Genomic DNA, 13,203 nt, shown 5'->3' with positions numbered 1-13,203 from the left:
TGAGGGTGTGGAAGCCGGACAATCCCAATGACGCTTCCAGTGCTGCTCCGAGGTCCGCGCAAACCTCAGAACAAACACGGGAATACACACATGGCCAATCCTGGCATCGTTTCCAATCTCGGTCAGGCCAACGGCGTCGGCGACGTCAACGCCAACTTCGTCAAGGTCGCGACCGGCGAAATCCTCACTGCATTCGCCCGCACGGTCGAGTTCGCAGACAAGCACATGGTCCGCAACATCTCGGAAGGCAAGTCCGCTTCCTTCCCGGTAACGGGCCGCACCTCGGGTGCCCGCTATCATACCCCTGGCGATCAGGTCCTGGGTACGGTCGCGAAGTTCAACGAGCGCGTCATCACCATCGACGATCTGCTCCTGACCGACTACTTCACCGCCAACATCTACGAGGCGATGAACCACTTCGACAGCCGCTCGGAAATGACCAAGCAGCTCGGCGAAGAGCTGGCTCAGGCTTACGACCGCAACGTCGCTCGCACCATCATCCTCGCCTCGCGTGGCGCTGCCGTTCTCGACGGCCTGCCGGGCGGTGGTAAGATCGTCAACGCTGCCCTGCTCACGGACTCGGACAAGATGGCTGCGGCCTTCTTCGACGCTGCCGCTGTGCTGGACGGCAAGTACATTCCGGCTGAGCGCTGGGGTGCCCTGAAGCCGGTGCAGTACTACGCCCTGGCGCAGAACACCAAGGTCATCAACAAGGACTGGGACGGCAAGGGCTCCTACTCGGATGGCTCGGTCGTCAAGATCGCGGACATCCCGATCTTCAAGTCCCTGAACCTGCCGAACGGCACCAACGTGAACACCGGCCCGGCCAAGTACCAGGGCGACTTCACGACCACTGCCGGCGTCATCTTCAACAAGGGCGCTGCGGGCACCGTCAAGCTGCTCGATGTCGCTATCGAGAGCGAATACATGGTCTCGCGTCAGGGCACCCTGATCGTCGCCAAGTACGCTGTCGGTCACGACAAGCTCCGTCCGGAGTGCGCTCTGGAGCTGGCTACGGCCTAATCCAAACACACCACCACGAACCGGGGCCTCCTAACGGGGGCCTCGGTTTTTTTCGTTCAACCTCTCCACTGGAGTACCAATGGCCACTGGCCTGACACCACTGACAGAGCTTGAGGCGATCAACGAAATCCTCGCGACCGGCGCAGAAAGCCCCGTGTCGACCCTTGAGGAGAACCAAGTGATCGACGCCTCGCTCGCCATGAATACCCTCAGGGCCACCTCAGTTGAGGTTCAGACCATCGGCTGGAACTTCAACAGCGAGGAAGGCGTGAGCGTATCCCCAGATCAAAACGGGGAAATCATCCTTCCGCCGAACGTCCTGAAGGTCGACACATCCGGCGAAAGCCAGTCCACCAACGCAGTGCAGCGCGGCCTCCGTCTCTACGACAAAGGCAACCGCACCTACAAATTCACTGGCAACGTGACGGTCGATTGGGTCCTCGGCCTCGATTTCGAGGAACTCCCGTCCACGGCCCGCCTCTACATCACGATCCGCGCCGCCCGCAAATACCAAGACCGGTACTTCGGGGATCAGGCGACCCACTCCTACACGCTGCAGGACGAGCAGATCGCCCGCGCCGCAATGATGCAGGAGGAGATGGACAGCACCGATTCCAACATGCTGTCCGATAGCCAATTCATGATCAAGCTCAGAGGCCGCAGCTAAGTGGCTAAGGTCTCTGGCTCGATTGCCAACTTTGCCAACGGTGTCAGTCAGCAGGCCATGGCCCTGCGTCTGGCTACCCAAGGCGACCTTCAGACGAACGCCTACTCCACCATTGTGGACGGCCTCAAGAAGCGCCCGCCGACGAAGGTTCGGGCAGCCCTCGGGCCGGCTATCCCAGGCTCCGTCTTCACCCACACGATCAACCGTGATGCCAGCGAGCGCTATGAGCTTGTGGTCACCCAAACGTCGATCCGCGTGTTCACGCTGGCCGGCGTAGAGAAGGTGGTCAATGCCCCAGCGGGGTTCAGCTATCTGAGCTACAACGCGGCGACCTACAAGCGTCCCCCGTATCGAGCCCTGACGGTTGGGGACTACACCTTCATCACGAACCAGACCAAGGCGGTCGCCCTTGACGCCTCGGTCGTGGAGCAGCCCTCGCCGAGCGAAGCGCTGATCAACGTTATGGCCGGCAACTACGGCAAGGTCTACTCGATCAAGATCAACAACGTCGAGGTCGCGCAGTACCGGACCCCGGACGGCCAGAGCGCTGCTCAGTCTCCCGCCGTGGACGTCTCCTATATCGCCCGAAGGCTTGCCACTGGTGAGACCGTAGCGCTCGAGAAGACGGTCAACGATCAGGCCAACGGCAACTGGACGTGGAAGGCTACCGACACGAACCTCGCTGCCAACGGCATCACTGCCGCCAATGGCTGGACGGTCAAGGTCTTCAAGTCGACGATCTACATCAAGAAGGACAACGGTGCAGACTTCAGCATCGCGGTCGACGATGGCTACAACGGCAACGCCATGAAGGCTGTCCGCAAGACCGTGCAGGATTTCTCTGATCTGCCGGCGTTCTGCGAGCACAACTTTGCAGTCGAGGTCACAGGGTCCGTTGGGACTGAGTTCGACAACTACTTCGTCCGTTTCGACCGGCAGGACGCTAACTCGTCCGTTGGCGTTTGGCGTGAGGTGCCCAAGCCAGGGATCGTTAAGGCGCTCGACACCAACACCATGCCGCACGTTCTCGTTCGCGAGGCAAATGGCACGTTCACGTTCAAGGCTGCGACTTGGGATCAGAGGAAATGCGGCGACGACAAGATCGCCCCCGGTCCTTCCTTCGTAGGCAACACAGTCAATGAGCTGCTGTTCTTTAAGAACCGCCTCGGCTTCCTATCAGACGAGAACGTCATCCTTTCCAGGCACGGCTCGTTCTTCGACTTCTACCGCTCGACCGCGACGGCGCTGCTCGACGATGATCCCATTGACGTGGCGGCGACCGATAACGGCGTCTCTGTGCTTCGCAGCGCGGTGGCGGCGGCTGACAGGTTGGTGATGTTCGCGGACCAGACGCAGTTCACCCTTATGGGCAACGAGCTGCTGACCCCAAAGACAGCCTCTATCCGACCATCGACATCGTTCTCGGCATCGAGCGTGGCTCGTCCGGTTCGCGCCGGCAACTCGATCTTCTTCCCAGTGGATCGCGGCCAGTTCACCATGATCCGCGACTACAAGATCGACGTGAACACCGGATTAGCCGACGCAGCAGATGCGACCGGACATGTCCCCCAGTACGTCCCAGGCACCGCCCTAAGGATCGCTGCATCGACCCATGAGGACATCCTTGTGGTGCAGGCTGAGGGCGACCCTACGGCGCTCTACGCCTACAAGTACTACTGGAACAACGATCAGCAGCTCCAGGCAAGCTGGTCACGGTGGCAGTTCCCGGGCGTTACAGCGATCCTCGATATCGAGTTCATCGACAGCCAGCTCATCATGATCGTCAACCGTGGTTTGGAAGCCTTCATTGAGGTGATGGATATCCAGCCGGGTGGCGTCGATGACTTCTGCCGGTTCGTGGTCAATCTCGACCGCCGCTTCACAGTGGCTGACACTGGCAACCGCACCTTTGATCCGTATGACAACACCACCACGGTGCCCATGCCATACGACATCACCAGCGACAGCTACGTGTGCGTCACGGCTGGCCAGCAGGACCCCGTCATGGAGCCAGGTCTGGCAATCCAGATCAACTCCAAGAGTGCATCTCAGATCGTCCTCGCAGGGGACCTTCGGGGCGTTCCGCTCTACTTCGGCACGAACTACGAGATGCGCTACCGGCTGTCCACGATCTTCATCCGGCAGGAGAGCCGAAGCGGGGGCGTCACGACGATCACCGAGGGACGGCTGCAGCTCTTGCACCTCCTGATCCAGTTCTCGAAGACCGCCTACTTCCGTGTCGAGGTCACTCCTCTGGCGCGCGAGGTCCGCTCGTACTTCTCCAACGGTCGCCTCATGGGTGATCCGAACAACCGGGTCGACGTGGTCAACCTGAGCGATGGCTCCTTCAAGGTCCCGCTGCTCTCGAAGAATGACCGCGTGGTCGTCGAGATCGTGAACGACAGCTATCTCCCGTCCTGCCTGCTCTCCGCAGAGTGGGTCGCTAACTACGTCCAGAAATCGACAAGGATTTGATGATCACCATTCGCAGGGCCAAGGAGGCCGACGCAGTCTTCCTGGCCCCGCGCTTGCGGTCAGCAGACCGAGACGAAATACAAGCCGCCTTGGGAATGACACCTGAGGCGGCTCTGCCGCTGTTCACAAGTGGCGAGCATGCCTGGGTCGCTGTTGACCATGACGGGGTTGTCCAAGGCATCTTCGGACTGGACCCTGTCCATAACAACCCCCACCTCGGGATCGTCTGGATGGTCACCTCCCCGGCCATCATGCAGCACCGCCGCGAGTTGATCTCGATGGCACCAAGGTGGCTCGCAAAGCTCCACCGCATCCGCCCACTCCTGGGCAACCATATCGACGCCCGCAACACGCTCCACATCCGCTGGCTCAGGCGCATGGGTTTCTCGTTCCTGAGGACCCACGAAGAGTTCGGCGTCGAGAAGCGTCCCTTCCACGAATTTGCAAGATTGAGGTCATAACGATGTGCGTCGGCGCAGTCGGCATGGCTGTCGCTCAGTTCGCTCTCTCCGCTGCCAGCTCCGTTGTGGGCTACGTGGCGCAGTCGCAGCAGGCTGAGGCGCAGCAGCAGTACTACAAGAACAACCGTGACGCGGCCAACAAGGCTGCCGTCAACACCTACGCGGCCAACCAGAACCGCGCCCTACAGGAACGCAAGGCTGCCTCGCAGGAGACGCAGCAGTTGCAGACCGATGCCACGCGAGCCAGGGCCACCGCTGAGGTCGCTGCCGGCGAAGCTGGCGTAACAGGTCTCTCGGTCGACGCCCTCATCGGCGACTACTACGGGCAGCAGGGCCGCTACGAGCGAACCCTCGACAACAATTACCAGATGCAGGCCGACTATCTCCGAGGCGAGATGGACGCCACCCAGGCGCAGGCCGAGGGCCGCATCAACTCCGTTCAACAGGGCCAGAAGCCATCGTTCGCTGACGCCGCCATCCGCATCCTCGGTGGTGGTCTCGACGCCTACGGCGGCTACCAGAGGGCCAAGCTACAGGGTATCGCCTAATGCCTCAGGGAAGAGTTCAAGTACCGGAGCTGCAGAACAACACCCGGCTCACGCCGGCTCCAATGCAGTCCGACACCTACGCCCCACCGCCGCAGCCGGCCAAGAACGAGAACCTGTTCCGTCTGGCTGACGCCCTGGGTGCCTTCTCGGGCAGCGTCGGGAACCTCGTCGGGCTGACCGGCAAGAAGTCCAAGGAAGAGCTGGCCAAAGAGGACGCAGCCTTCCAGATGCACATGGCCGGCCAGACCCTAGCGGACACCCGTAAGGAGATCGCTGACGGCAGGATGATGGTTTCGCAGGACAAGATCAAGAACGCCGCCAATCAGGCGATCTACGGCCAGAAGTGGGCTCAGGCCATCGCGGCTGACACTGATCAGGAACTGGCGACCACGTTCGATTGGGACAAGGGGAACCCGGAAGAGTTCCTCGCCAAGAAGTTCCAAGAGAGCATCAAGGCCGAGCCGAACCTCACCGACCCTAACGCCTTGGCCGCTGCTGGCAGGGCCTGGGACCAGTACAAGACCTCGGTCCTCGCCAAGCAGCAGGACTACCGCAACAAGCGGATCAACCAGACCACCGTCGACAACGCCTTCACCGTCATCAGCGACAAGGCGAACGAGTGGATCAACGCTGGGGTCGACCCAAAGCAGTTCTCCGCGAACCTCAACCAGATGCGCAAAGAGCTTGGCGTCAAGGGCTCCCTAGGGGCCGGCGAAGAAGAGCTTGATCAGGAGTACCTGAACGCCGCCGCAAGGATGGCTCAGACGAACCCTGAGTACGCTGTGGCGATGCTCGATGCTGAGTACGATGGACGCTCTGGAAAGACGTCCCTGTCGGGTCAGCGGGCCTATCGTGACCGCGTCCTTCAGATCAAGGCTGAGGCTGCCAAGGCCATCGGCGTTCGCAATGACAACCAGCAGAAGGCTTCCATCGCAGCATCCGCTGACGAGCTGGTTGCAGCGGGCAAGGGTGACCAGATCACCGACGTCCCGTGGTTCGACTACAAGGGCGAGCAGCACAACGAGAGCGGCGAGACGATCAAGAAGGAAGCCTATCAGCGCTACCTCATCAAGTCCCGCGACACCGCCGCCAAGGACAAGGAGACCGGCGAGCAGACGTTGGCCAGGGAGGTCAAGGTCGCCAACGCTTCCGGCGTCGATCATCCTGCCCTCAAGGCTGAGGTCGGCGGTATCTTCCAAGCCGCTTCGGTGGACATGACGCAGGACCCCCAGGCGATGGATCGGGTCATGCAGAAGGTGAAGACCGCGCAGTGGCTCTACAACAACTCCAAGAACACCTACATGGCCTACACCAAGGAGGAAGACCGTGACTTCATGGAGAGCTTCATCCTTGCCAAGAACGACATGCCCGGCAAGGACGGACGCCAGATGTCCGATCAGGCTGCCCTGGAGTTCGCCATCAGGACTTCCCAGCCGGTACAAGTCGACGGCCTGAACTTCACCAAGGCTCAGAACGACGCCATTGACGCCTCCGTCAAGACGCTCGCCAGGACGCCTGGGTGGCTGTGGGGCGAGAGCGACATGACCCCGTGGAACGCGGCGGCGGGCCAGCAGCGGGTGGCTTCCATGGCCAAGCGCTTCGTGCGTGGCGGCATGGACGCTGACCAAGCCATCAAGTCGGCAACGGACTACGTCAAGCGCAGCTCCACGACCTACAACGGTGTCCTTCTGGAGACCGGCTCGATGGTCCTGCCGGACAACTTCAAGGAGTCCATGGACAGCATCATTCAAGGCTTCGTGACGGAGAACCCCCAGGTCCTGACGTCTCACGACATCTCGACCGGCGACATCTCGATCATGCCCATCGGCGACATCAACCGCTCCAACGGTCGGTTCATGCTGATCGACAAGACGACCGGTGCGCCGATCATGAACGATGCCGGCCAGCCCCACTTCGTCACCCTCGCCCGCGTGAGGGAAGTCTCGAAGATCGCGGACACTGAGGCAACCGCCAAGGCCACCAACGCAGTGACCCTTCAGGGCGCTGCCCGAGCCCGTGGTCTGGTCTCCTCGTCTGACGGGCGCTACGTCGACCCCAAGACCCGTGAGTACTACGAGATCACGATACCGGAGGCCGGTGGCGCTCCTGTGGTCAAGAAGTCCGGCAAGCGGGCCAAGGCAGAAGTGATCGACACGTCCAAGGCGCGAGACGCTGGTGCCGCTGTTGGTGCCATGGTGCCTCCTGCGAAGGACAAGCCCAAGGCTCACAAGCCGACCCGCCCTGGCTCGACCAAGCCCCTCTACGACGACAACGGCTTCATGCCGCCGCTGAGCCCTCGCGCCAGCAACTAACCCTCAGGCCCTCGGCACACCACCGGGGGCCTTTCCATTTCATCATCAAGGAGCCTCATGAAGGTTACAGCAGATCAAGTCATCGCCGGCCTCCAGAGGCGTGGTGTGCCATTGCACGTCGCCCAGGGCGTTGCGATGAACTTCGCGGACGAGAGCAACTTCAACACCGACATCGTTGGAGACAACGGCAACGCGGTTGGTCTTGCTCAGTGGAACGGTCCACGGAAGGCCAATCTTGAAGCCTTCGCCCGTGGTCGGGGCACCGCAGTGAGCGACTTCGACACCCAGCTCGACTTCTTCATGAAGGAGAACGCCAGCAACGAGGCCGGCGCTTGGCAGCGGGTTATGAGCGCCCAGACCTCCAACGAGGCGGCAGCCCTGTTCGTTGAACACTGGGAGCGTCCTCGGGCCGACTACCTCGCCCAGCGGCGATCCAAGTATCGCAACGGCTCCTCAGACATTTCTATGGCGACAGGCGACGTCCACCAGTGGTTCACCGCCCAGCCGGCAGCTCAGCCGAACACGGCGGCCGATCCTAGCCTGTGGCAGACCGTCCAAGACAGCGCGGCCCAGAACCAGACGCTCCCGTGGCTCACGGACAACTGGGCTCGCGGCTCCTACGACAAGCCTCAGGCCGACCCTAACTGGTCGCTCGATCAGAAGCGCATCGCGGCTGACTTCCAGGCCCGTGGCATCCCTGAGAGCGAGATCAAGACGTACTCGGAAGGCCGCGGTTCTGTAGGCCTGACCTCGGTCTCCGAGGCCGACTATCAAGACAACCTCGGGCGCATCAAGGCCGACTTCGATCAGCGCACCCGGCTGGCCAACGCAGGCTTCACCGGTGCGGCTCTGAACATCGCCAACTCGATCCTCGACCCTGTTGCCCTCGCTGGTGACGCCGTGGGCGGCTCTATGGGCCACGCCCTCGTCTTCGGCTCAAAGGGTGGCAGGCTCGCCAACGCCGTCCGTGGGGCTGGTGTGGGCGCTGCTGCCGGCTTCGGTGGCACTGCAGCTACTCTGGCAAACCCTGAGACCGGCCAAATGGATCTTCTCGCCGGGACCATTCTCGGTGCCGGTGTGGGTGGCGTCGTCGGTCATCTCTTCGCGCACCCCTCGACGGCATTTGAGGCTGAGGGCTTGAGACGCGCTGCGGCCAACGCCGTAGACGCCCACGAGGGTCTCGCTATGCCTGGTTCAGTGGGTGCCGCCAAGGCTACCCCTGCCAAGCCGTTCCTCGACGAGGACAAGCTGATCGCCCAGGTCGATGACCGGGATTTCGCGCAGACCTTTGGTGGTCGCTTCCGCGTCGACCTCGCGGCCCGAATGATGGAAGACGAGAACCACCTCATCAACGCTGCTGCCGGCCTCGTGCAGGACGGCGTTGGTAAGAAGGGTGGCGCTGTCAACAACATCTCGGCTTCCGAGGACATGACCCGGCTGTTCGAGGAGAAGGTCATCTACCACGAGCAGGTCTACAAGACACAGCTCAAGGACTATGGCTCGCGCCAGAAGGGCCTTAACGGCAACCAGATCGAGCGCAAGTTCAACGACGAGGTCGACGCCTACATCCGCGACCGGGCGACCGGCAGGGAAGATCGTTACGACGCCGCAGTTCGCAAGGCAGGCGACAAGCAAGTCGCTCTCTACTCCGACGCCCTAAAGATGATGCAGAACCCCTTCCTCCGTGAAGGGTTCGCTGATGCCCGTCCGGTTCTGAACGCCGATGCTGTCAAGGCCGACCCCCACTTCGCCCCACGCTTCTGGGAAGCTCCTAAGCTGATGGAAGCACGGCGGATGTTTGGTGAGGACGCGGTCTCGAACCTCATAGGTCGCGCCATGAAGTCCGCCAACACGGCACTCAAGGACGACGTGATCGAGCGCACCTCCAAGGCTTTCACAAAGGCCATCATGGATCGCGCTCATGGGCTCGATGACGTGGCCAACCTCAACCTGTCCAAAGCCAACCTCGACGGCCTGCTGGAAATGCTGGAGAAGAACTACGGCCTGATCAAGGAAGACGTTGACGCCCTCAAATGGCAGCTCTCCGGGGCTGGCAAGAAGGGCACCGACAAGGGCGCTGACGGCCACATGAAGACCCGCCTGCTGCTCGACGAGAGCATGCCTGGGGTCATGATGAGGAACAACCTCACAGGCACCATGGAGGAGCTGAAGCTCTCCGACCTGTTCTCGACGGACGCCAAGGCCAACTTCACCCGCTACATGCGATCCACCATGGGCCGCGTGGCTCTGGCCCGCTACCGCTGGAGTGACGGCGCTGGCAACCTTGTGATCAACGGCTTCACCTCCGACGCCGACTGGAACCAGTACATCCAGTTGACCAAGCAGAGGAACGCTGAGCTGATCGCATCGGGCAAGATCACCAAGGCCCAGGCAGCCACCGGCCTCAAGCGCATGGAGTTCGCCTACGCCTCGATCCTCGGTCGACCGACCAACACCCTGGACGCCACCAACGCCGGCTGGACCCTCAGGATGCTCCGTAAGTTCAACTTCGCGCGCATCATGAACCAAGTCGGCTTCGCTCAGCTCTCCGAGATCGGGATGCCCATCGCGTCCCTCGGATGGAAGGCTGCCCTGTCGCAAGCGCCGGCCCTTCGCCGCGTCGTGAATGATGACGGAGCGTCGATCCTGAAGTCCGGCCTAGCGGACGATTTGGAGGCCATCCTGGGTGTAGGCGCAGACCGCCTCACGCACAGCTCCAACTACAACCTTGAAGACCTAACGCACCTCTACGAAGAGCCTACCTCGACGTGGAAGGACGTGGTCGAGAGGGGCCTGAACAAGGCCAACAAGGCTACCTCGGAAATCTCGGGCCTCACCCAGGCCAACGTCATGCTGGAACGCTGGACCGCTGCGGCGATCATCCAGAGGTTCTCCGACATGGCGCACGGCGGCAAGGCCTTCTCGGCCAAGCGGCTGGCCGACCTGGGCATGGACAAGGACATGACCGACCGCGTCATGAAGATGTTCCGCGAGGAAGGCAATTTCGAGCATGAGACCGGCTTCATCACGGGCAGGAAGATCACCCGAGCGCACTTCGACAAGTGGGCCGACAAGGAGGCCCGTGAGGCTTTCATTCGGGCAGCCCACAGGTTCAGCCGGCAGATCATCCAGAAGAACGACATCGGGAACATGGCGATGTGGATGTCCCATCCGCTTGCCAAGATATTCATGCAGTTCCGCACGTTCATGGTCGGGGCCTACGCCAAACAGACCCTGAAGGCGCTCAACATGCGTGACACCATGGCGTTCCATCAGCTCATGCTGACCTCGGGCTTGGCCACGGCCTCCTACATCGCCCAGATGAAGCTCCAGGCTATGGGCCGCGAAGACAAGGACAAGTTCCTCGAAGAGCGGCTCAATCCGAAGAACCTAGCTGCTGCCGGCTTCGCCCGTGCAGGAGTGTCCTCGATCATCCCGATGCTGGTCGACACGGGACTCTACGCCTCAGGCAACGACGCCCTGTTCTCCTACACCCGCACGACGGGTCAGGCGAGCAACATGCTCTTCGGCAACCCGACGATGGGCGGTATCGACGACCTAACGCAGGCAACTCGTGGTGTCGCTGGACTGTTCCGTGACGGCCAGTGGTCGCAGGATGAGGCTCGGGCACTGACCCGCGTCCTCCCCTTCGGCAACGCTCTGCCGATCACGATGGGGCTCAACGCGGCGATCTCTGATCTCCCGAAGCATCCGCCCCGCCAGTAACCCACACGCACCCTCAACGAGGCCCTCGGCTAACCACCGGGGGCCTTTTGCATTTCCACTCCAAGGAAACCAATGACCTCACCAATTCTTTCGTTCGTCGTCTATGACGGCGACGGGTCGAAGCGCGACTTCACGTTCGACTTTGGCTACCTCGACCGGAACCACATCAAGGTCTACGTCGACGAAGTTCCCACGGGCTCCTTCACTTGGATGGGTCCGTTCTCCATCCGCTTCACCACAGCGCCCGCCACCGGAAAGAAGATCAGGATCGCCCGCGAGACGCCGGCAGCGAAGCCGCTGGTGACCATTGCGAATGGCTCCTCGCTCCGTTCCGAAGACCTCAACAGGCAAGCCCTCCAGGCGATGTATGTTGGGCAAGAGAGCGCCGACGTAGCGACCCTGATGCGCGCCGGCACTCTGTCGTCCCCGACCACTGATGCTGGCCGCGTCGTCCTACAGTTCCCCTCTATCGAAGCCCGCAGGGGTAACGTCCTCGGCTTTGACGCTGACGGCCAGTTCCGTCCCTTCACGTCTGCTGACATGCCCAAGGGTGAGACCGGCGACAAGGGTCCGACCGGCAACCAAGGCCCTGTTGGGCCTCTTGGTCCGCAAGGTCCCGCTGGTCCGCAAGGCCCCACCGGTCCTACTGGTGATCGTGGTCCGGTTGGCCCCCAGGGTCCTCAGGGCATCGCTGGTCCACAGGGCGCTCAGGGCATCCCCGGTGTGTCTGGCCCGCAGGGTCTCCCCGGCATCCAAGGCCCGCAGGGCTACCAGGGTCCTGAAGGTCCCATCGGTAAGGCATTCGATCCCGACGCCTCTGGCTTGACGGCTGATCGAGCCGCGTACAACGCCGAGCGTGCCAACTTCTCCTTCCTCGATACCCAGCTCGGGATCGTCTACTGGAAGCTTTCCAACGCCGTTGGCGCTTGGTCCGATGGTGTGCCGTTTGGTCGTGGCCCTCAGGGTCTCCAAGGCCCGGCAGGCCCTCAGGGCGTCCAGGGTCCGCAGGGTCCGAAAGGCGACACCGGTCCTCAGGGTCCTCAGGGTCCGCAGGGGTTGACCGGCGAGGTTGGCCCGATTGGTCCGACTGGTGCTACCGGCGCGCCCGGCGCTCAGGGCATTCAAGGTGCTCAGGGCTCCCAAGGCGCTCAGGGTCCTATCGGAGCCACTGGTGCCACGGGTTCTCCGGGCATGGTCTGGCGTGGTGCCTTCTCAGCCGCGACCGCCTACATTCCGAAGGACGTCGTCTCCTACAACGGCAGCTCCTACATCAACATCCTTGCCAGCACCGGCACGGTCCCGACGAACACGACCTATTGGTCCCCCGTCGCCGTCAAAGGTGATCCAGGCATCCAGGGCATTCAGGGTCCGACTGGTCCGACTGGACCGCAGGGTGTCGAGGGTCCGACTGCAGCCCGCCTCGGCGCGATCTCACAACAGATCACGGACTGGAATAGTGCCGTCAGCAACGGCTGGTACTGGGGCGCTGCGGCGACTAATGCCCCGGACACCGGCTATTGGCTTGGTGACGTAATCGTCCACAATGGCGTTTGGGCCACGCAATCGGTCCACTCGTTCAATACGGACAGCGCTGCCGACACCAAGTCCTACCGTCGAGAGCTGAACAACGGAACGTGGGGTGCTTGGTACAAGCTCCAGATCAGCCAAGCTGAACAGGATGCACGATACGCCACCCTTGCCGCGCTCCCCGGCGCAGGCATTGGCTCTGGCCAGACTTGGCAAGCTGTCACGCGAACCCTCAACACGGCCTACCAGAACACCACCGGCAGGGCGATCCAGATCAGCTACAGCGCTGACCGTGGCAACGTGGCTGTCTCACCGGACAACGTTAACTGGCTCACCTTCGTCTTCATGTCGACTGGTGACAGCGGAAGGCCGACCGCAGGCGGAATTATCCCTGCCGGTTGGTACTACAAGCTGACCTCTGTGGTCTCGCTCGGCACTTGGTACGAGCTTCGATAAGGCAAATC

The 13,203-nt window shown here is 61.9% G+C and carries 8 protein-coding genes; all 8 read left to right on the top strand.

Annotation, left to right across the window (positions count from 1 at the left end):
• The first annotated feature begins 90 nt into the window (after positions 1-90).
• Complete coding sequence (locus AC07UC_RS19950; protein ID WP_494907153.1) at positions 91-1,023, top strand: major capsid protein; 933 nt, start codon at positions 91-93, stop codon at positions 1,021-1,023.
• Positions 1,024-1,102: 79 nt separating this feature from the next.
• The gene (locus tag AC07UC_RS19945; protein ID WP_494907152.1) at positions 1,103-1,690 is read left to right on the top strand and encodes a phage tail tubular protein A; all 588 of its coding nucleotides are present in this window, start codon (positions 1,103-1,105) and stop codon (positions 1,688-1,690) included.
• The gene (locus AC07UC_RS19940; protein ID WP_494907151.1) at positions 1,691-4,165 is read left to right on the top strand and encodes a phage nozzle protein; all 2,475 of its coding nucleotides are present in this window, start codon (positions 1,691-1,693) and stop codon (positions 4,163-4,165) included.
• On the top strand, positions 4,165-4,626 hold the full coding sequence (locus AC07UC_RS19935) for a hypothetical protein (protein ID WP_494907150.1): 462 nt from the start codon (positions 4,165-4,167) through the stop codon (positions 4,624-4,626). Before AC07UC_RS19940 ends, AC07UC_RS19935 begins: the two co-directional genes overlap by 1 nt.
• 2 nt (positions 4,627-4,628) lie before the next feature.
• A complete protein-coding gene (locus AC07UC_RS19930) occupies positions 4,629-5,174 on the top strand; it encodes a virion core protein, T7 gp14 family (RefSeq protein ID WP_494907149.1) in 546 nt (181 codons plus the stop codon).
• Positions 5,174-7,486, top strand: coding sequence for a hypothetical protein (locus AC07UC_RS19925; RefSeq protein ID WP_494907148.1), 2,313 nt, complete (start codon positions 5,174-5,176; stop codon positions 7,484-7,486). Before AC07UC_RS19930 ends, AC07UC_RS19925 begins: the two co-directional genes overlap by 1 nt.
• A 57-nt stretch (positions 7,487-7,543) precedes the next feature.
• The gene (locus AC07UC_RS19920; RefSeq protein ID WP_494907147.1) at positions 7,544-11,212 is read left to right on the top strand and encodes a phage tail tip lysozyme; all 3,669 of its coding nucleotides are present in this window, start codon (positions 7,544-7,546) and stop codon (positions 11,210-11,212) included.
• A gap of 72 nt (positions 11,213-11,284) precedes the next feature.
• Complete coding sequence (locus tag AC07UC_RS19915; protein ID WP_494907146.1) at positions 11,285-13,195, top strand: phage tail fiber domain-containing protein; 1,911 nt, start codon at positions 11,285-11,287, stop codon at positions 13,193-13,195.
• Positions 13,196-13,203: the final 8 nt, after the last annotated feature.

The organism is Mesorhizobium sp. GW821-FHT04C10, assembly GCF_059420305.1.
This window is presented reverse-complemented; position numbering and strand designations above follow the sequence as displayed.